The organism is Rhodococcus sp. PAE-6, from assembly GCF_025290685.1.
GTDB classification, from domain to species: Bacteria; Actinomycetota; Actinomycetes; order Mycobacteriales; family Mycobacteriaceae; genus Rhodococcus; species Rhodococcus pyridinivorans.
In genome coordinates this window covers 174519-194252 of record NZ_JAOCLZ010000007.1, presented here as the reverse complement: position 1 = coordinate 194252, position 19734 = coordinate 174519, and the positions used below count along the sequence as shown (strand labels likewise).

Here is a 19734-nt window from a genome sequence, read left to right as displayed (position 1 = left end):
TCGGCCGCTTTGCCGAAACGCGTTTCGGACGGTGCGCGACCGGGTAGGCGACGCACCGCTTAGGCTTGGGCCGTGAATGTGACTGTATTGGTCGGAGGTGTCGGTGGGGCGCGTTTTCTCTCAGGTTTGCGCCGGCTTCTCGATATTTCTCCGGGCGTGGAGCCGAATCCGGACGCGGCACACCGCATCACCGCGATCGTCAACGTCGGCGACGACGTGTGGATGCACGGCCTGAGGATCTGTCCGGATCTCGACACCTGCATGTACACCCTCGGCGGTGGGATCGACACCGAACGCGGCTGGGGCCGCGCCGGTGAGACCTGGAACGCCAAGGAGGAACTCGCCGCCTACGGGGCGATCCCCGACTGGTTCGGTCTCGGCGACCGCGACATCGCCACCCACCTCATCCGGACGCAGATGCTGCGGACCGGCTATCCGCTCTCCGCGATCACCGAAGCACTGTGCACGCGGTGGAAGCCGGGTGTGACCCTGCTGCCGGTCTCCGACGACCGCAGCGAGACCCATGTCGTCATCACCGATCCCGAGGACGGTGAACAGCGGGCCGTGCACTTCGAGGAATGGTGGGTCCGCCACCGCGCCCAGGTGCCCACCCACAGCTTCGCCCACATCGGCGCAGAGGAGGCAGAGCCCGCTCCCGGTGTGCTCGAGGCGATCGAGAACGCCGACGCCGTCGTCCTGGCCCCGTCGAACCCCGTCGTGAGCGTCGGAGCGATCCTCGCGATCCCCGGTATCCGTGGGGCGCTGCGCACCACGTCGGCGAAGGTCGTCGGCCTGTCCCCCGTCATCGACGGCAAGCCCCTGCGCGGCATGGCCGATGCGTGCCTGGACGTCATCGGAGTGGATACCACCGCCGAGGCGGTCGGCCGGTACTACGGCGCCCGCTCGGGCACAGGCATTCTCGACGGCTGGCTCGTGCACTCGACCGACAACGCCGAGGTGCCAGGCGTCGAGGTCCGATCCGTTCCCCTGCTCATGACCGACACCGACGCGACGGCCGAGATGGCCCGCGCCGCCCTCGACCTCGCCGGAGTGACCCTGTGATGCCGGACGCCGTCGCCGACCCTGCAGTGCGCGACCACGCGCCGGGCGGCCCGATCGAGATCCTGCCCGTCGCCGGGCTTCCCGAATTCCGGCCCGGCGACGACCTGGCCGCAGCCGTCGCGCAGGCCGCACCGTGGCTGGCCGACGGGGACGTCCTCGTCGTCACCAGCAAAGTGGTCTCGAAGGTCGAGGGACGGATCGTGTTCGCGCCCACCGATCCCGACGCCCGCGACGCGCTCCGCCGGCGCCTGGTGAACCAGGAAGCGGTGCGCGTGCTGGCACGCAAGGGCCGCACCCTCATCACAGAGAACAAGCTCGGCATCGTGCAGGCAGCCTCCGGCATCGACGGATCCAATGTCGACAGCGCCGAACTCGCGCTGCTGCCCGAGAACCCCGATGCGAGCGCAGCGGCGCTCCGCGAACGGATCGGTGCGCTGCTCGGCGTCCGGGTCGCCGTGGTGGTCACCGACACCATGGGCCGCGCCTGGCGCAACGGCCAGACCGACGCCGCGATCGGCTCGTCCGGGCTTCCAGTCCTGCACGGCTACGCCGGCTCCCACGACTCGCAGGGCAACGAACTGCAGGTGACGTCCGTGGCGGTCGCCGACGAGATCGCCGCCGCAGGCGATCTGGTCAAGGGCAAGCTCGGCGGTGTGCCCGTCGCCGTGGTGCGCGGACTCGACCTGCCCGACGACGGATCCACCGCCCGCGCCCTGATCCGCAGCGGCGAGGACGACCTGTTCTGGCTCGGCACCGAGGAGGCTCTCGAACGCGGTCGGCGCGAGGCGCTGCTGCTGCGCCGGTCGGTGCGGCAGTTCGCCTCCGAGCCCGTCGATCCCGAGGATCTGCGCGAGGCGGTCGCCGAGGCCCTCACCGCACCCGCACCTCATCACACCCGTCCGGTCCGGTTCGTGTGGGTGCGCACCGAGCAGGTGCGCCGCCGGCTCCTCGACCGCATGCGCGACAGGTGGGCCGAGGATCTCCACGGCGACGGACTCGACCCGGTGGCCGTCGAACGCCGGATCTCCCGCGGCGCGATCCTCTACGACGCACCCGAGGTGATCGTCCCCTTCTGGGTGCCCGACGGCGCACACCACTATCCGGATGCCCGTCGCACCGCGGCCGAGGCGACGATGTTCACCGTCGCCGCCGGCGCCGCGGTGCAGGGCCTGCTCGTGTCCCTGGCCACCCGCGGGCTCGGCAGCTGCTGGATCGGTTCGACGATCTTCGCTCCCGAGGTGGTCCGCGAGGAACTCGGTCTTCCCGCCGAGTGGTCGCCGCTCGGGGCGGTCGCCGTCGGTTACCCGCTCACCGAACCGGAACCGCGCGAACCCGCGGACCCGGGCGACGCCCTCGTGGAGCTGTAGTCGTGTCGGCGCGTTCCCTGCACGCCTCGGCGATCGACCGGCTCACCGCCTGGCGCACCGACTCGGAAGACGCCGAATCGCTGCGGCACACGATGCTGGCGTTCCTCGATTCAGCGCCCGACGGGTGCCTGCGCGAACACGTGCCCGGCCACATCACGGCGTCGTCGATCGTGCTCGACGCCGACCACCGCAACGTGTTGCTCACCCTGCATCCGCGGGTGGGGCGGTGGATCCAGCTCGGCGGTCACTGCGAGCCGTCGGACGACACGGTCGTCGACGCGGCCCTGCGCGAGGCCACCGAGGAATCCGGCATCGCCGATCTGGTGATCGATCCGGAACTGCTGTCGGCGCACACGCATCCGATCACGTGCTCCCTCGGCGTGCCCACCCGTCACCTCGACCTGCGGTTCCTGGTGACCGCACCCGTCGGTGCCCGGCCGGTACGCAGCGACGAATCCACCGACCTGCAGTGGTGGCCCGTCGACGCGCTTCCGCCGGAGGCCGAGCACGAGACCATCGCGCACATGGTCCGGCTCGCCGCGGCCCGACGGGCCTGAGACGACGGGGCCCGACGGGCCTGAGACGACGGGGCCTGACGGGCCTGAGACGACCACGCTCGTCCCGGTGGGTTGCCGGGACGAGCGTGAGGTCGGAACCGGGCCGTGAGGTCAGAACCGGACAGGGCCGAGGTCGGGGTATTTCGGGGTGATGCCGTCGCCGGAGGATACTCCGCGCAGCCGCCGGCCCACCCAGGGGACGAGGAACTCGCGCATCCACGCGCGGTCCGCGGCGCGTTCCTGGGCCCGTGTGAGGACGGGTGCCTCGTCGAACTCCACCGGTCCGAGACCGTGTGCGACGCCCAGCAGATCGAGCACCCGGATCGCCATGTTGTGGTGGCCGGCCGCGGACATGTGCAGCCGGTCGAAGTCCCACATGCGCAGATCGCGGTACTCGTCGAACCTCCAGAAGTCGACGATGGTCGCCCCGTGTCGATCGGCGATCGCCCGGACGAGTTCGTTGTACACGGCCCAGCGGCCGCGCAGCATCCCGAAGACCGGCGCCCAGCTGCCGTCGTAGGCCGTCCACATCAGGATGCGGGCGCCGGTCGCGGCGAGCTTGCCGATCGCCTCGTCGTATTCCGCCGCGAGCGCGTCGAGGTCGAGCTTCGGACGCATGAGGTCGTTGCCGCCGGCATAGATCGTCACGAGATCGGGACGCATCGCCACGGCGGTCTCGAGCTGCTCGTCGATGATCGGTCGCAGCAACCGGCCCCGGATGGCGAGGTTCGCGTACGCGAAGCTCTCCGAGTGCCGCGCCAGCTCACCGGCGACGAGATCGGCCCAACCGCGCAGCCCGTTGGCACGCGCCGGATCCGGGTCGCCGACTCCCTCGGTGAACGAATCACCGAGGGCCACGTATCTTTCGAAACCCACTTCGACCTCTCGACTCACACGTCGGTACTGAACCGGATACCGCCGTCGGGGATCTTCACTCCCGGCCACACCCGGGCACCGCGCAGCAGCTCGCATCGCGCACCGATATCGGCGCCGTCACCGATCACACCGTCGCGGATCAAGGCCCGCGGACCGACCCGTACACCGAAACCGATGATGCTCCGTTCGACCACCGCACCGGCCTCGACCCGCGCACCGTCGAAGATCACCGCGCCGTCCAGGCGGGCACCCGCACCGATCTCGGCGCCGCGGCCGACGACCGTGCCCCCGATGAGCAGGGCGCCCGGGGCCACGGAGGCACCCGGATGCACGAGCGACTCGCCGCGCTGCGGCGGGAGCGCCGGGGACGGAGCGATACCGCGGACCAGATCGGCCGAGCCGCGGACGAAATCCTCCGGGGTGCCCATGTCGCGCCAATAGGCCGCGTCGACGTGCCCGAACACCTTCTTGCCCTCGGTCAGCAGCGCCGGGAACACCTCGCGCTCCACCGACACCGGACGGCCTTCGGGGATCTGCTCGATGATCTCGCGGCGGAAGACGTAGCAACCGGCGTTGATCTGATCGGTCGGCGGATCCTGAGTCTTCTCGAGGAAGGCGGTCACCCGGCCGTCCTCGTCGGTCGGCACACAGCCGAAGGCACGCGGATCGCTCACCCGCACCAGGTGCAGGGTCACGTCCGCCTCGGTGCGCACGTGGGTGTCGAGCACCGCACCGAGATCGGTGCCACCGAGCACGTCGCCGTTGAAGACCATGACGTTGTCGGCGCGCAGCTTCGGCAGCACGTTGCGGATACCGCCGCCGGTGCCGAGCGGCTCGGTCTCGGTGACGTACTCGATCTCGAGACCGAAGTCGGAACCGTCGGCGAAGTGCTGCTCGAAGACCTCGGCCTTGAACGAGGTGCCGAGGACGACGTGTTTGATGCCTGCCTCACGGATCCGCGCGAGCAGATGGGTGAGGAAAGGCACCCCCGCGGTGGGCAGCATCGGCTTGGGTGCCGACAGCGTCAACGGGCGTAGCCGCGTGCCCTGTCCGCCGACCAGAATCACCGCATCGGTGTGCGGTGCCGACTCACTCGTCATCGTCTCCCCTGTTCACTGTCGTGCCGACCCGAATGTTCCGGTCGGTCCTCCCGTTCCGACGCTCCCGCACGGCCGCTGCGACCGCCACTCGCGATCGCACTGCGAGCCCGGCCCGCAGAGCCCACCGCAGCGGTGCCTGCCACCCGTGGGGGTGACGGTCCGCCTGGAAGCGGTAGGCACTCTCATGATGTGCCGGAAGCATCAGTTCGGGGTGCCGTCCGGCCGCGTGGCCCTTGGCGTGCGTGACCACCGCGGACGGCACGTACACGTTGAGCCAGCCCGCTCGTCCGAGCCGGTCGCCCAGGTCCACGTCCTCCATGTACATGAAGTACCTCGAATCGAAGCCGTCGATCGAATCGAAGGCCGCTCGCCGTAGCAGCAGGCACGATCCGGACAGCCAGCCCACGGGGCGTTCGCTGATCTCCTCGTTCTCCTGCCGGTAGCGACGCGTCCACGGATTGGCCGGCCAGACGGTGCCGAGCAGCGCGTGACCGGCACCGGAGGCGAGGGTGGGGACGGTGCGTGCCGAGGGGTAGACGCTTCCGTCGGGTTCGTGGATCAGCGGCCCGAGCGAGCCGGCTCGCGGCCAGCGACGCGCCGCCTCGAGCAGTTCGTCGATCGAACCGGGGTGCCACCGGACGTCCGGGTTCGCGACGATCACGAACTCCGCGGACGGGTCGATCTCGGCGACCGCGCGATTGATCGCCCCGCCGTATCCGATGTTTCCCCCGGTCCGGAGCAGTCGCACGTTCTCGTGTGCCGCGTCGGCGGCCTCGGGAGCACCGTCGATCGAACCGTTGTCGGCCAGGATCACCTGCGTCGGCAGAACGGTCGCGGAGGTGAGCGAGGTGAGAAAGTTCTCGAGGTGCTCACCGGGCGAATAGGTCACCGTCACCACGGCCAGCGTCGAATCCACGCCGGTCACCTTAGCGACCTCGACGGTGTGCGACACCTCACGGGCCGTTTCCTCACACGTCATCGCGCGGGCGGCACGGTTCCGCCACCGGCGATCGCCTCGTGCAGTGCCTCCCGCCAGGGACGGAAGCGCGTCAGGCCGGCACCGATCCAGGCACTGTCGTCGAGCACCGAATAGGCCGGCCGCGGCGCGGGGCGGACGAACTCGTCGCTGCCACAGGGCTGCACCCGCTCCGGGTCGGCGCCGATCTCCTCGAAGACCGCCCGGGCGAGGTCGAACCACGTCGCTTCTCCGGCGTTCGTGGCATGCAGAATCCCACCGGGGATCCGGTCACCGTGCTCGGCGAGTTCGATCAGTCCGTCGGCCAGGTCGCGCGCGTAGGTGGGGCAACCACGTTGGTCGTCGACGACGCGCAGGGTCTCCCGCTCGCCCTCGAGCCGCCGCATGGTCGCGACGAAGTCGTTGCCGTCGCCGGTGTACACCCAGGCGGTGCGCACGACGTGCGCAGTGGGAAGCACCTCCAGCACCGCCCGTTCACCGGCGAGTTTGGTGCGGCCATAGGCCGTGCGCGGGCCGGTCGGCGCGTCCACGCAGTAGGGCTCGGTCGCGTCGCCGGCGAAGACGTAGTCGGTGGAGACATGGACGAGACGGGCACCTTTGTCGGCACAGACGGCGGCCAACACGCCCGGGCCCGTGCCGTTCACCACAGCGGCCCGGTCCTCGTCGGTCTCGGCCGCGTCGACGGCGGTGTACGCGGCGGCGTTGATCACCACGGATCCCGGTTCGACCGCGGCGGCCACGGCCTGTGGATCGGTGATGTCCACCTCGGACGATCCGACACCGCGGATCGGTATCCCCGCCGCGGTGCCGCGGTTCACGAGATGACGGCCGAGCTGGCCACGGGCTCCGGTGACGAGAACGCTACGCACTCGGAGAAGTCTGGCACGCCGGAGTGGTGCGCGCCGGGCGAGCGTCCCCACCAGTAGCCTTCAACCCGAGAGCTACATACACAGACCCCGTACCACCCACAGGAGGAGTACCAGGTGCCGCCAGAGCCGCGTCGCCGCACCGGCCGACGTCCCGATCCGACGGGACGTCGCACCCGCGCGGGCGATCCGACAGCTGCCGACGGCAGGTACGGGTCGGATCCCGGTCCCCGGCAGTCCCGGCGTTCCGCGCGTCGCGAGCCGCCCTCACGCAGCCCCGGAGCACCGGCGGAGGCACGGGTGTACAGCGGAAGGCCGTGGCAGATCGCCGTCGCGATCGCGGCGTGCCTCGTGCTGGTCGTCACCGGTGCGGCGTGGCGCAGCGTCGACGCGCTGCAGTCGTCGCTGGCCTCGGTCCGCGGCCTGGCCCTCGGCGACGGCGAGGACGGCGCCGTCGACATCCTGCTGGTGGGCACGGACAGCCGCACCGACGCGCACGGCAATCCTCTCTCCCAGCGCGAGCTCGACGCGTTGCGCGCGGGTGAGGAAGTAGCGAACAACACCGACACGATCATCCTGATCCGCGTGCCGAACGACGGCCGGTCGGCCACTGCGATGTCGATCCCCCGCGACACCTACGTCGAGGTGCCCGAGATCGGGATGTCGAAGATCAACGCGGCCTACGGCGCCACGAAGGCGAACCGGCGCGCCGAGCTCGTCGAAGCGGACGCCGACGCGACCGAGGCCGAACTCGAGAAGGAATCGACCCAGGCAGGCCGGGAGGCGCTCATCGAGTCGGTCGCCGACCTGACGGGTGTGACGGTGGACCACTACGCCGAGGTCGGACTCCTCGGCTTCGTGCTGCTCACCGACGCCGTCGGCGGTGTCGAGGTGTGCCTGAACGCACCGGTCGACGAGCCGCTGTCGGGTGCCCGTTTCGATGCCGGTGAGCAGACCCTGCAGGGATCGGACGCACTGAGCTTCGTCCGCCAGCGTCACGACCTGCCGCGCGGCGATCTCGACCGGATCGTGCGGCAGCAGGTGTTCATGGCGTCGCTGGCACAGAAGGTGCTCAGCGCCAAGACGTTGTCCAACCCGTCGAAGGTGAGTCAGCTGACCGCCGCAGTGCAGCGCTCGGTGGTGCTCGACTCCGATTGGGACATCATGGCGCTCGCGACGCAGTTGCAGGGCCTCGCCGGTGGCGACGTGACCTTCTCGACGATCCCGGTGCAGGACATCAACGCGATGACCGACTACGGCGAGTCGGTCGTGCAGGTCGATCCGGACGAGGTGCGCTCCTTCGTCGCCGAGTTGATCGGCCGCGAACCGGACGGCAGCGAGACCACCTCGACCCCGGTGCCCGCTCCCGACATCGACGCGTCGACCGTTACGGTCGACGTCGCGAACGCCGGATCCGTGTCCGGCCTGGCCTCCCAGGTCTCCACGGCTCTGTCCGAGGAGGGCTACGTCGAGGGCGAGGTGGGCAACTACACCGGTTCCGGTGTGGGCACGTCGACGGTCTTCGGTGCCGACGAGGACTCCGACGAGACCCGCGCGGTGGCCGCGGCGCTCGGTGGTCTCGCCACCGAGTCCGATCCCTCGCTCCCGGCCGGCACCGTGCGGGTCGTGCTCGCCGGCGACTACACCGGCCCCGGCTCGTCGTCGTACTCCGGTTCGTCCACCGCCGCATCCGCCTCCGACATCGGCGTGAGCCCGGCCGGTGGCACCGCCACCCCGGCTCCCGCCGCACCGCCCATCGATGCGGGCTCCGACGGCCCGCGCTGCGTGAACTGACACCTGTGTGAACCGACAGTCGCGCGAACAGAATCCGAGAAGAAGGACATCGTGACCACCCTGACCGACGCCCTGCTCGACCCGATCCTCGCCGAAGATCCGGCGGGTCCGCGGATCACCTGGTACGACGACGCGACCGGCGCGCGGATCGAACTGTCGGCGCTCACCCTCGCCAACTGGGCTGCCAAGACGGCCAATATGATTCGCGACCAGTTCGGAGTCCTTCCGGGAGGTCGGGTGGCGGTGCTGCTTCCCGCCCACTGGCAGAGCGCCGCGGTCCTGCTGGGCGTGTGGTGGGCAGGGGCCGAGGTCGTCCTCGACGCCGACCCGGATGCCGATCTCGCTCTCGTCACCCCCGACCGGTTGGACGAGGTCGACACGGTTGCCGAGGTCGCGGCGTTGTCGCTCGACGCCTTCGGTGCCCCCGTGCGCGACCTGCCGCCAGGGATCACGGACTATGCGACGGACGTGCGGATGCACGGCGACCAGTTCCGATCCTCCGGTGCGGGCGACGCGGTGCTCGCCGGACGTTCGCAGTCGGACGTGCTCGCTGCCGCCACGGAGTCGGCGTCGGCGGCGGGTATCGGCAGCGGCGACCGCGTGTTGTCGTCCCGGTCCTGGTCGCAGCCCGACGCTCTCGTCGCCGGACTGCTCGCGGTGCTCGCGGCCCGGGCGTCGCTGGTACAGGTGAGCAATCCCGACCCGGAGGCCACCGAACGCCGCGTCGCGAGCGAGAAGATCACGGTTCGTCTGGACGGGTGATCCCGCGCTCCGCGCGGTAGCCGCCATCGGCGAGTCCCGCCTCGATCTCGAACCTGTTGCGGGACCCCGGGTTGCGGAGTTCCTCCCACAGATAACGCACCGCGAAGCCGATGCCGTAACGGGCCCACTGGTCCGCGTGCACGGATTCGTGGCGCAGCAGCGCCCGCGTCGGTGGCCTACGGGTGAGGAAGACACCGCCGACGGTGGTGCCGCCGCGCGCGAAGCCACCGCGCATACCGCTGCAGACGAACAAGCCGAACTCGTCGTCGAAGGACACCGAGCCGCCCCAGGCCCTGCCCCACACCGTCGCGAGCGCGGTGACGAACCGCACCGACGGGACCCCGCGCGACACCCGTATCGCCCTGGCACGCTTCCGGCCCCGTCCCGACACGGCTCGAGCCTACGCCGACTCGATCGGTCCGATCCTCTGCCGACTTCGTCGGCCTGATTCTCTGCCGACTTCGTCGGCCTAGTTGTCGGCCGGTCGTCTCGAACCGCCGATTCGACGACGAACGCCCCCGAGCCGCGGAAGGACTCGGGCGCGTTCCGGTCGACCGGGAGTACCGTCGGGCGGAGGACCGACCGTCACCCCGCCATCGCCGCGACCGGCGACACCCGGCTCGCGCGCTGGGCGGGGACGAGCGAGGCGACGACGCCCGCCACACCGCCCACCAGGACGATCGCCGCAAGCTGCCACCACGGCACCGAACCTGGTGCGATGTGGCCCGGGCCGATTACCGAGGCCGTGCCGGCCGCCCCGAGCAGCAGGCCGAGCACCACGCCGAGCAGCGACGCCACGCCGGCTATGATCGACGCCTCCCGCACGAGCAGACTCCGCACACCGGCCCGCGAGAGACCCACCGAGCGCAGCATCGCGGTCTCCCGTCGCCGCTCGAGCACGGACAACGCCATCGTGTTGCCCACGCCGATCAGGGCGATCACCACGGCCACGGACAGCAGCCCGCCGACGATCAGCAGCATCGTGTCGAGGATCTTCTCGAGCATCTGCCGCATCTGCACCGCACCGACCACCTCGCTGCCCGGAACCTCGGCCGCGGCGACCCGAGACAGGTCGTCGGAAACGGCGACGAGGTCCTCGTCCGACATTCCCCGATCGAGTTTCAGCCACACGGTGTCCGCCGTGACGGGGCCGGCGACGGCGGTCAGGTCGCTCCACTCGATCATGTCGGGCATCCCCGGCTCGGTCGTGGCGACGGTCAGCTCGCGGGTGCCCACCGGGCCGCCGACGGTGATGACGGCTCCGTCGTCCACGCCCACCGACCTCGCCAGAGAGCGTTCGAGCACGATCGTCCCGGCCTCGGGCAGGCGCACGTCGGTCCGGACGGTCGAGGCCATCGCCGCGGGATCGACGCCGAGGACCGACGCCTCCGTGCCGCCGATCGTGAGGTCGACCGCCGCGAGCTCGGCGCCGCTGCTCACCCGGTCGACCGCCGTCAGCCGCTCGGTCACCTCCGGTGCGAGCCCGTCGCGTTCGGGCGCGGTCACGGCCATGTCGACGGGGAACTGCTCGTCGATCACGTCCGGCGCCCCGGCCTCGAGCGTGCCGATCCCCACGACGAGGGTCGAGGTCAACGTCACGCCGATGAACAGCGCGGTGGCCGTCGACGCGGTGCGGCGCGGATTGCGCCGGGCGTTGCCGGCGGCGAGCACCGCGAGCGGGCCACCGGCACGGGCGAGCACGTCCCCCACCGCACCGACCGCGGCGGGCACGAGACGGCGGGAGGCGAGCACCACACCGACGAACAGCAGCAGTCCACCCGGGCACGCGACGAGCACGTTCGCCATGACGACCCCGAGACCGAGCAGGGCCGTGCCCCCGACGATCGCCAGCGCGGCACAGATGCGGCGCACCCACGAATCGCGCACCGGTTCGGGGCGGGTCTCGAGGGGCTGCAGGGCCGCGAGCGCCCGCACGCGGGTCGCCGCCCGCGCGGCACCGTTCGCGGCGACCACTGTCATGCCCGTTCCCACGATCAGACCCGCGATCACCGTGGTGGCCGTCACCGAGACCGACGTGAGCGGGATCGGGGCGTCCACGGCCCGCGCCGCGGACACCACGGCCGCGGCGAGTCCGGACCCGCCGAGCACGCCGAGGACGGCCGCGACGAGGCCGACGACGAACGCCTCACCGCGGACACTGCGGCGGACCTGGGTGGACGTCACGCCCACGCAGCGCATCAGGGCCAGTTCGCGGGTGCGCGCGGCGAGCAGGACGGAGAAGGTGTTGGCGATGACCAGGCCGGCCACGACCACCGAGATCGCCGCGAAGCACAACAGGACGTTGCGCAGCAGGGCGACGTCCCCGACGTAGTCGTCGGCGACCGCCGTGGCGCGATCGGCACCCGGCACGACGTCGACGCCCGGCACCGGCGCGAGTGCCGCTCGCACGGCGTCGGCGTCACCGACTGCACGGACCTCCCAGTCCGTCGTGTCCCCGGACCACGACCGCACCTGCGCGGCGTCGCCGAAGACCGATCCCGGGCTCAGGGCGAGCGGTGATCCGTCGAGATCGACGACACCGACGACCTCCACGGTGGTCGGGGGGACGGAACCCGTCGGGCCGGCGACGGTGATCTCGTCACCGATCGCCCGGCCGGACGACGAGCCGACGGCGACCTCACCCGGGTTCGACGGCCAGCGTCCGTCCCCGAGCTGCTGCCACCGCAGGGCGCCCTCGGGTGCGATGCTCGTCGCGGTGCCGTTCGAGGACGACCCGTCGGCTCCGATCAGCCGGACGGGACCGCTGACGTCGAGCGCCGCCGCCTCGACGCCCGGTGTCGTAGCGACCAGCGTGAGCACCTCGTCGGGTGCGACGGTGGAGTCGGCGGGAAGAGCGACTGCCGCGACCCCCTCATACCGGGCCGCCGTGGATTTCGAGACCGACGCACTCACCGTGTCGCCGAGCACGAGGGTGGTGACGACGAACGCGACCGCGACGAAGACCGCCAGCACGGACGCGACGTACCGCCCCCGATGGGCGCGGGCCTGGGCCAGGACGAGATGCCTCATCGGACCGGCACCACCGTTCGGGATGTGCGCAGGTCGCGCATCGCATCGATCACCGAATCCGCTGTGGGTTGCGCGATCTCACCGGCGAGCCGGCCGTCGGCGAGCAGCACCACCCGATCGGAGTAGGAGGCCGCGACCGGATCGTGCGTCACCATCACCACGGTCTGACCGGTCTCCCGCACGCTCGACCGGAGCATCGAGAGCACCTCCCCGCCGGACTGCGAGTCGAGGTTTCCGGTGGGTTCGTCGGCGAAGATCACGTCGGGCTGCGGCAGGAGCGCCCGCGCGACGGCGACGCGTTGCTGCTGACCGCCGGACATCTCGTGGGGAAGGTGGTCGAGCCGGTCGGTCAGACCGAGCCGGCCGGTCACCTCGTCGAACCACTCGGGCGTCGGGCGCGCGCCGGCCAGCCGCATCGGCAGCAGGATGTTGTCGCGGGCGGTGAGCACGGGCAGCAGATTGAACGCTTGGAAGACGAATCCGATGCGGTCGCGGCGCAGTTCGGTGAGCACCGCATCGGGGGCGGTGCTGATCTCGACGTCGGCGCGGCGGCCGTCGCCGTGGAGGATCACGCGCCCGGAATCGACACCGTCGAGACCGGCGAGGGTGTGCATGAGTGTCGACTTGCCGGATCCGGACGGTCCCATGATCGCGGTGAAGCGTCCCCGCGCGAAGGCGACGGACACCCCGTCGAGGGCACGCACCTCGGCGTCGCCGCGCCCGTAGACGCGGGCGACCCCCTGAGCCGAACATGCCGGTACGAAAGAGCTGATCGAAGTCATGTTTCGACGCTAGAAACGATGCGGCGCACGCACATCGACCCGCGAGTCGATCTTCGCCGCCCCGGTGTCCTACCCCGGGAGGACCGGTCGTCTCCGGGATGGCACCACGGTCCTACTCCCCCGAGCCGAGCAGATCGTCGGGATGCACGAGACCGGCGCGGAAGGCGAACAGCACCGCCTGCACGCGGTCGCGCGATCCCGTCTTCGCCAGCACCCGGCCCACGTGGGTCTTGACGGTCGTCTCGGAGAGCACGAACCGCTCGGCGATCTCCCCGTTGGTCAGGCCGTGTGCCATCGCGACGAGCACCTCGAGTTCGCGTGGAGTCAGATCCTCGGGCACCGCGACCGGCACCGCGCGCCGCTCCGCACCGTCGAGCAACGGCGAGACATGGTGCAGCAGTGAGCGGGTGGCGCGCGGGGCCATCACGGCGTCACCGCGGTGCACCGTCCGTACCGCGGCCAGCAGGTCCTCGGGCGGCGCGTCCTTGAGCAGGAAGCCGCTCGCACCGGCGGCGATCGCCTGGACGATGTAGTCGTCGTTGTCGAAGGTTGTGAGCACCACGACCTTCGGCGCGTCGGCCGAGCGCAGCAACGACCGCGTCGCCGAGATCCCGTCGACCCGCGGCATCTGCACGTCCATCAGCACGACGTCGGCGCGGACCCGTTCGAGTTCGGCGACGGCGGCCTCGCCGTCGGACGCCTCGACGACGACCTCGATGTCCGGCTGCGATTCGAGCACCATGCGGAAACCGGCGCGCACGAGTTGCTGGTCGTCGACGAGCCCGATACGGATAGTCGTGTCGGATCGGGTGTCGCGGGCGGGTTCGGTCACGGACGCCACCCTAGGGGGAGACCGCCGGTGCGGGCAGTTCGGCACGGACCCGGTAGCCGCCACCGTCCCTCGGACCGGCCGCCGCGCGACCGCCGTGCAGCCGGGCCCGCTCCTCGATACCGGTCAGCCCCTGCCCACCCGGGCGGGCCTCGACGAGCGCCGCCGCTCCCCTGCCGTCGTCGACGATCTCGACGACGAGCGTGTCGGGCCGCCAGTCGAGACGGACGTGGGTGCGGGCGCGGGGACCCGCGTGCTTGAGGACATTGGTGAGCGATTCCTGCACGATCCGGTAAACCGACAGCCCCAGTCCCTCGGGCACCTCGCGGCTCTGCCCGTCGACCGAGAACTCGACCTCGAGCCCGCTCGTGCGCATCTGCTCGACGAGCGCCGGCACGTCGCCGACGCCTGGTGTGGTGGTGAACTCGCGCGGCGTGTCCTCACGGAGCACCGACAGCAACCCGCGCATGTCGGTCAACGCGCGACGCCCGGTCTCGGCGATGGTGGTCAACGCCCCTGCGGCCGCCTCCGGGTTCGTCGCGGCGGCGTAGCGACCACCGTCGGCCTGCGCGATGATCGCCGTGAGCGAGTGCGCGACGATGTCGTGCATCTCCCGGGCGATGCGGGTGCGCTCCTGGGTGGCGGCCAGTTCGGCCTCCTTGAGGCGTTCGAGTTCGAGCAACCGGTTGCGCTCGGTGAGCGAATCCATCTCGCGCAAACGCAACCCGCGGACCCGGCCGAACGCCCACACACCAGCGAGGAAGACCGCGACGAAGGTGGCCGTCACGAACGCTTCGAGCGCGGTGCGGCCGTCGTAGCCGAAATAGAGCACTCCGGCGAGTGCGCCCCCAACCACCGCGACGGGCAGCGCGGTGTTGGCGGCCCACCGCGGAGCGTAGGCGGCGAGCGCGTACACCGCGATCGGCACCGCGATCGCCGCGATCGGCAGGACCTCCGGCAGGACGAGCAGGTGCGCGTAGGCGGCGAGCGCGACGAGCGAACCCGCCACCACCGGGCGGGTCCTGCGCCAGGCCAGCGGCAGCGTGAGCGCGAGGGTGACGAACAGACCCGCCACCGATCGCGCGTCCGCCACGTGCAGGGCGACCCCGAACAGGGCGAGCACCGCGGCCAACGCCCCGTCGATCACTCCGGTGTGCCCGCGGACCCACCGGTTCCAGCGTTCGAGCAGCGGGGTCGTCTGCACGGCGACGCTCCGTCAGCCGAGCAGCTTCTGCCGCAGCGCCTCGTCCTTCTCGAGCACCATCTGCTCGAGACCCGCCTGGAACTTCTCCATCTGCTCGCGCAGCGCCGGATCGGAGGCACCGAGGATGCGCGCGGCGAGCAGACCCGCGTTGCGGGCGCCGCCGATCGAGACGGTGGCGACGGGGACACCGGCGGGCATCTGCACGATCGACAGGAGCGAGTCCATACCGTCGAGGTACTTCAGCGGCACCGGAACGCCGATCACCGGCAGCGGGGTCGCCGAGGCGACCATGCCGGGTAGGTGGGCGGCGCCGCCGGCGCCCGCGATGATGACCTTGATCCCGCGGCCGGCGGCGTCCTTGGCGTAGTCGAGCATCCGCTGCGGCGTGCGGTGCGCCGAGACGACACCCACCTCGAAGCGGATCCCGAACTCGACCAGCGCCTCGGCCGCGGCCTGCATGGTCGGCCAGTCCGAGTCGCTGCCCATGATCAGGCCGACCTGTGCACCCTGTGCCACGTCACTCACCGATTTCTCCCGTGTGTTCGTTCCAACCGTCGGTCCACACCGCGTGCGAGAGCCAGTGCGCCGCGCGTTCCGCGCGTTCGCGCACGGCGGCGACGTACTCGGGATCGTCGATCGACCCGGACGGCGCGCCGAGTACGTTGACGTGGCCGATCTTGCGGTCCTTGCGCTCACCCTTGCCGTAGAGGTGCACGTGCACGTCGGGCATCCGGGCGAACAGGTGGTGCAGTCGCTCGTCCATGCTCATCGCCGGCGCCTCGGGCGCGCCGAGCACGTTCGCCATCACCGTCACCGGCGCGATCGGGCTCGTGTCGCCGAGCGGGTAGTCGAGCACGGCGCGCAGGTGCTGTTCGAACTGGCCGGTGCGGGCACCGTCCATGCCCCAGTGACCGGAGTTGTGCGGACGCATCGCCAGTTCGTTGACGATCAGCTCACCGGAGCGCGTCTCGAACAGCTCGACCGCCATGACACCGACGACGCCGAGCTCACCGGCGATGCGCAGCGCGAGCTGCTCGGCGGCGGTGGCGACGTCCTCGGGCAGGTTCGGGGCGGGTGCGATGACGACGGCGCACTGGCCGTCGCGCTGGACGGTCTCGACGACCGGCCACGACGCGCCCTGGCCGAACGGGGACCGCGCGACCATCGCCGACAGCTCGCGCGTCCACTCGACCTTCTCCTCGGCGAGGAGCGGGACACCGGCAGCGAGCTGGTCGGCGACGACCCGCTCGAGTTCGGCGTGGTCGTCGAGAATCCACACGCCACGGCCGTCGTAGCCACCGCGTGCGGCCTTGAGCACGTACGGATCGCCGAGCGCGTCGAGGGCGGCGCGGGCATCCTCGACGGAGGTGATCTCCGCGAACTTCGGCATCGGTGCGCCGAGCTCACCGAGCCGCTTGCGCATCGCGATCTTGTCCTGGGCGTAGATCAGGGCCTGCGGGGGCGGCAGCACCGCGACGCCTTCGCGCTGCAGGACCTCGAGATGTTCGGTCGGGACACCCTCGTGATCGAAGGTCAGCGCGTGCGCGCCGGTCGCGGCGCGGCGGAGGGCGTCGAGGTCGTCATGGCTGCCGAGCACCACATTCGGGCTGACCTGCGCGGCGGGTTCGTCGGCGCTCCCGGCGAGGACGCGGAGCGTCTGGCCGAGCGCGATCGCCGCCTGATGGGTCATCCGCGCGAGCTGTCCACCACCGATCATCGTGACGACCGGCATGCCCGTCGTCAGGGTGCGGGGCGTATCGGATCTGGGGGACGATTCAGGTCTGCCTGTCACGGCTGTCCATGGTGTCACAGCATGTCGTGACGTCGTTCCGCTGCTCCCCCGCCGAGCGTCGAGGGACCTCCCACCGGCCCGCCCAGCGGTGTGGGAATGCCGACATGTGCGGTCGGGTTTCGGAAATTCACCTCTTCGTTTCGTACACTTCTCCAAGTGACAATCGTCGATGAAGCGTTGAGCAGAGTTCCCCAGCCTTTCCGGGGGCTGTTGCTCCGGCATCGCGAATTGATCAAATTCGCCATCGTCGGCGGCACCACCTTCGTGATCGACTCGGCGATCTTCTACACGCTCAAGCTCACAGTTCTGTCCGAGAAGCCGGTGACCGCCAAGATCATCGCCGGTGTCGTCGCGGTGATCTGCTCGTACATCCTCAACCGCGAATGGTCCTTCCGTAATCGCGGCGGTCGCGAGCGCGCCCACGAGGCGTTCCTGTTCTTCTTCGTCAGCGGTATCGGCGTCGTGCTCTCGTTCATCCCGCTATGGATCTCGAGTTACGTCTTCGACCTGCGCGTACCTGAGGTGAGCCTCGCGACGGAGAACATCGCCGACTTCGTCAGCGCGTACATCATCGGCAACCTGCTGCAGATGATCTTCCGCTTCTACTGCTTCAAGAAGTTCGTCTTTCCGGAGGAGATGGTCCCGGACGCCCCCCTGGGCGAGCCCAGCGAGCAGCTCGACCGCTCCTGACGGGAAGAAGGTCTAGCGGGGTTCGCGCGTGCCGGTCGGCGTACAGGTGTCCCGATCGCGGGGCGCGCCGAGGAACAGCGCAAACAGTGCCGGCCGGCGTCGCTGCAGTTCGAGGCGACCGCCGTCGGCCTCCGCGAGGGCACGTGCGAGCGCCAGTCCCACCCCGGTCGACCCGCCCCCGGAGAAGCCGCGGTCGAAGACGTACGGCGCGACCTCGTCGCTGACACCCTCTCCCTCGTCGGCCACCTCGACACACACCGTGACGTCGCCGCGGGTCGCGACCTGCCGCACCGAGACCGTGCACGTGCCTCCTCCGTGCACGAGCGCGTTGTCGACCAGCACCGCCACCGCCTCACGCAACCGCGAACCGGTCACCGCCGCCCGCAACGACGGATCGCCGCGCAACACCAGCTCCCGTCCCGCCTCCTCGTAGGGACCGCGCCAGTCGGCGACGACACCGGTGAGTTCGCCGACCACCGAGACGTCGGTGCGCTGGTCGGCACTGGTGTCGCGGGACTGGCGCACGAGACCGTCGATCGCGGTGGTCAGCCGGTCCACCTGTGCCATGGCCGCCTCGGCCTCCTCCACCACGGCAGGATCCTCGTGGGTGGACAACTCGTCGAGCCGCAGCCGGATCGCGGTCATCCGGGAGCGGAGCTGATGCGAGACGTCGCCGACGAGCGCGTGCTCGCGCTGCAGGCGGTGCGAAATCTCGACGGCGGCCGAATCCAGCACGTCGGAGACGCGATCGAGTTCGGGGATACCGTGCCGCCGGGCCACCGGGCGGAAGTCGCCCTCGGCGAGACGGGCCGCCCGGTTCGCCACGTCGCGCAGCGGGTCGGCGAGTCTTCGGGCGGTCGCCACCGCGACCAGCGCCCCGGCCGCGACGGACAGCAGCACCAGCAGGCTCACCGCGGCGAGCACCTGCTGCTGCAAAGTTCGCATGCTCTCCGAGGGCACCTCGATGAGCAGCGAGCCGGACGTCCCCATCGACAACGACTCGACGATCGACGCCCCGAGCACCGGCGTGCCGATGTCCAGCCGCGCCGCGACGTTCTCGGGTGTCGGGTAGACCACGACAGCCCGCCCGTCGGTGGGGACGAGCAGACGCAGGGAACTCGTGTCGAGACCACCGACGACGAATCCGTCGGTGCCCTCCTGGGCGATGATCTCGTCGGCCATGCGTTCGAGCCGGTTCTGCAGGTCGCGGCGGGCGGTGTCCTCGACGAACAGGAACGCCGTGTAGGCCAGCGGAATGCCGAGCAACAGCGCGACGAGCAGCACGGTCGCCAGGACGGCGTTGAGGATGCGGCTGCGCACGCCGGAGACGCTAGTCGGTGTTCAGCCGGAAACCGACACCGCGCACCGTGGCGATGCGACGTTCCCCGGCCGGCCCCTCGTCGCCGATCTTGCGGCGCAACCACGACATGTGCATGTCGAGCGTCTTCGAACCGCGCAGGTCGGCGTCGCCCCACACCTCCTCGAGGATCGCGTCGCGGGAGACGACCTGCCCCGCGTGCTCGAGCAGCACACGCAGGAGCTCGTACTCCTTGTTGGCGAGCGTCACCTCGGAGCCGTCCACGAGGACACGGCGCGCGGCACGTTCGAGCCGGATCCCGGCGACGTCCACGATGTCGTCGTTCTCCGGGCCGCCGCGCCGGCGCAACAGCGCGCGCACACGCGCCATGAGCTCAGCGAGACGGAACGGTTTGCCGACGTAGTCGTCGGCGCCGGCATCGAGACCGACGACGAAGTCGACCTCGTCGGTGCGGGCGGTGAGCATGAGCACGGCCAGATCGGAGCGGCTCGCCCGGATCTGGCGACACACTTCGAGTCCGTCCATCCCAGGTAGACCGAGGTCGAGGATGAGCAGTTCGAACCTGCCCGACAGTGCCTGTTCGAGCGCGGCCGGACCGTTGTCCTCGACGGTCACGTCGTATCCTTCGCGTCCCAGCGCGCGGGACAGCGGTGCAGCGATTGCGTCGTCGTCTTCGGCGAGTAGAACGGCAGTCACCACGCCAGCGTACGGATCGCGGGTCGCTTTGTC

At 70.6% G+C, this 19734-nt stretch carries 19 protein-coding genes; 6 read left to right on the top strand and 13 right to left on the bottom strand.

The annotated features are described in order from the left end of the window. Positions 1-72 precede the first annotated feature (72 nt). Genes cofD through NVV99_RS15965 form a run of 3 tightly spaced genes read left to right on the top strand, consistent with a single transcriptional unit; the run spans position 73 to position 2986 of the window. Positions 73-1062 carry a 2-phospho-L-lactate transferase gene (gene cofD / locus NVV99_RS15975; protein ID WP_024101510.1) on the top strand — a complete coding sequence of 330 codons (990 nt, stop codon included), beginning with the start codon at positions 73-75 and terminating at the stop codon, positions 1060-1062. Then, on the top strand, positions 1062-2429 hold the full coding sequence (locus NVV99_RS15970) for a coenzyme F420-0:L-glutamate ligase (protein WP_024101511.1): 1368 nt from the start codon (positions 1062-1064) through the stop codon (positions 2427-2429). Before cofD ends, NVV99_RS15970 begins: the two co-directional genes overlap by 1 nt. A 2-nt stretch (positions 2430-2431) precedes the next feature. Continuing rightward, positions 2432-2986 (top strand): NUDIX hydrolase, encoded by a 555-nt coding sequence (locus NVV99_RS15965; protein WP_006550201.1) that lies wholly within the window; start codon positions 2432-2434, stop codon positions 2984-2986. A gap of 111 nt (positions 2987-3097) precedes the next feature. Here the strand turns inward: NVV99_RS15965 and NVV99_RS15960 are convergent, their stop codons facing one another. The 4 genes from NVV99_RS15960 to rfbD are packed head-to-tail and all read right to left on the bottom strand — an operon-like array spanning position 3098 to position 6807. After that, the gene (locus tag NVV99_RS15960; RefSeq protein ID WP_019288508.1) at positions 3098-3862 is read right to left on the bottom strand and encodes an SGNH/GDSL hydrolase family protein; all 765 of its coding nucleotides are present in this window, start codon (positions 3860-3862) and stop codon (positions 3098-3100) included. Between the two features lie 14 nt (positions 3863-3876). Next, complete coding sequence (locus NVV99_RS15955) at positions 3877-4962, bottom strand: sugar phosphate nucleotidyltransferase (RefSeq protein WP_024101512.1); 1086 nt, start codon at positions 4960-4962, stop codon at positions 3877-3879. Beyond that, positions 4952-5878 carry a glycosyltransferase family 2 protein gene (locus NVV99_RS15950; protein WP_024101513.1) on the bottom strand — a complete coding sequence of 309 codons (927 nt, stop codon included), beginning with the start codon at positions 5876-5878 and terminating at the stop codon, positions 4952-4954. The genes NVV99_RS15955 and NVV99_RS15950 overlap by 11 nt, the downstream gene beginning before the upstream one ends. A gap of 59 nt (positions 5879-5937) precedes the next feature. Then, positions 5938-6807: a dTDP-4-dehydrorhamnose reductase gene (gene rfbD, locus NVV99_RS15945; RefSeq protein ID WP_024101514.1), complete on the bottom strand. Its 870-nt coding sequence runs from the start codon at positions 6805-6807 to the stop codon at positions 5938-5940. 297 nt (positions 6808-7104) lie between these two features. Here rfbD and NVV99_RS15940 point away from each other — a divergent pair, with 297 nt between their 5' ends. Both NVV99_RS15940 and NVV99_RS15935 read left to right on the top strand, forming a co-directional pair. Further along, a complete protein-coding gene (locus tag NVV99_RS15940) occupies positions 7105-8598 on the top strand; it encodes an LCP family protein (protein ID WP_006550196.1) in 1494 nt (497 codons plus the stop codon). Positions 8599-8649: 51 nt separating this feature from the next. Continuing rightward, on the top strand, positions 8650-9360 hold the full coding sequence (locus NVV99_RS15935; protein ID WP_006550195.1) for a TIGR03089 family protein: 711 nt from the start codon (positions 8650-8652) through the stop codon (positions 9358-9360). Here NVV99_RS15935 and NVV99_RS15930 read toward each other — a convergent pair. The 7 genes from NVV99_RS15930 to NVV99_RS15900 form a co-directional block, all read right to left on the bottom strand. Beyond that, positions 9338-9712, bottom strand: coding sequence for a hypothetical protein (locus tag NVV99_RS15930; RefSeq protein ID WP_033097089.1), 375 nt, complete (start codon positions 9710-9712; stop codon positions 9338-9340). The genes NVV99_RS15935 and NVV99_RS15930 overlap by 23 nt on opposite strands. Before the next feature lie 233 nt (positions 9713-9945). After that, on the bottom strand, positions 9946-12390 hold the full coding sequence (locus NVV99_RS15925; RefSeq protein ID WP_024101516.1) for an FtsX-like permease family protein: 2445 nt from the start codon (positions 12388-12390) through the stop codon (positions 9946-9948). Further along, positions 12387-13172, bottom strand: coding sequence for an ABC transporter ATP-binding protein (locus tag NVV99_RS15920; RefSeq protein ID WP_024101517.1), 786 nt, complete (start codon positions 13170-13172; stop codon positions 12387-12389). The genes NVV99_RS15925 and NVV99_RS15920 overlap by 4 nt, the downstream gene beginning before the upstream one ends. A 112-nt stretch (positions 13173-13284) precedes the next feature. Next, positions 13285-14004 carry a response regulator transcription factor gene (locus NVV99_RS15915; RefSeq protein ID WP_255312730.1) on the bottom strand — a complete coding sequence of 240 codons (720 nt, stop codon included), beginning with the start codon at positions 14002-14004 and terminating at the stop codon, positions 13285-13287. A gap of 10 nt (positions 14005-14014) precedes the next feature. Next, positions 14015-15205, bottom strand: coding sequence for a sensor histidine kinase (locus tag NVV99_RS15910; protein WP_024101519.1), 1191 nt, complete (start codon positions 15203-15205; stop codon positions 14015-14017). A gap of 12 nt (positions 15206-15217) precedes the next feature. Further along, a complete protein-coding gene (gene purE, locus NVV99_RS15905) occupies positions 15218-15730 on the bottom strand; it encodes a 5-(carboxyamino)imidazole ribonucleotide mutase (protein ID WP_019288515.1) in 513 nt (170 codons plus the stop codon). After that, on the bottom strand, positions 15723-16997 hold the full coding sequence (locus NVV99_RS15900; protein WP_033097087.1) for a 5-(carboxyamino)imidazole ribonucleotide synthase: 1275 nt from the start codon (positions 16995-16997) through the stop codon (positions 15723-15725). The genes purE and NVV99_RS15900 overlap by 8 nt, the downstream gene beginning before the upstream one ends. Before the next feature lie 156 nt (positions 16998-17153). On the opposite strand from NVV99_RS15900, the gene NVV99_RS15895 reads away from it, so the two are divergent. Next, a complete protein-coding gene (locus NVV99_RS15895) occupies positions 17154-17687 on the top strand; it encodes a GtrA family protein (RefSeq protein ID WP_024101520.1) in 534 nt (177 codons plus the stop codon). A gap of 12 nt (positions 17688-17699) precedes the next feature. Here the strand turns inward: NVV99_RS15895 and NVV99_RS15890 are convergent, their stop codons facing one another. After that, positions 17700-19007: a HAMP domain-containing sensor histidine kinase gene (locus NVV99_RS15890; protein ID WP_024101521.1), complete on the bottom strand. Its 1308-nt coding sequence runs from the start codon at positions 19005-19007 to the stop codon at positions 17700-17702. A gap of 10 nt (positions 19008-19017) precedes the next feature. Beyond that, positions 19018-19701, bottom strand: coding sequence for a response regulator transcription factor (locus tag NVV99_RS15885; protein WP_024101522.1), 684 nt, complete (start codon positions 19699-19701; stop codon positions 19018-19020). Positions 19702-19734 lie beyond the last annotated feature (33 nt).

Excerpts from the sequence above, each read along its gene's own strand:
- NVV99_RS15970 (WP_024101511.1), top strand. The coding sequence starts at position 1,062 with ATGCCGGACGCCGTCGCCGACCCTGCAGTGCGCGACCACGCGCCGGGC.
- NVV99_RS15955 (WP_024101512.1), bottom strand. The coding sequence starts at position 4,962 with ATGACGAGTGAGTCGGCACCGCACACCGATGCGGTGATTCTGGTCGGC.
- NVV99_RS15925 (WP_024101516.1), bottom strand. The coding sequence starts at position 12,390 with ATGAGGCATCTCGTCCTGGCCCAGGCCCGCGCCCATCGGGGGCGGTAC.
- NVV99_RS15920 (WP_024101517.1), bottom strand. The coding sequence starts at position 13,172 with ATGACTTCGATCAGCTCTTTCGTACCGGCATGTTCGGCTCAGGGGGTC.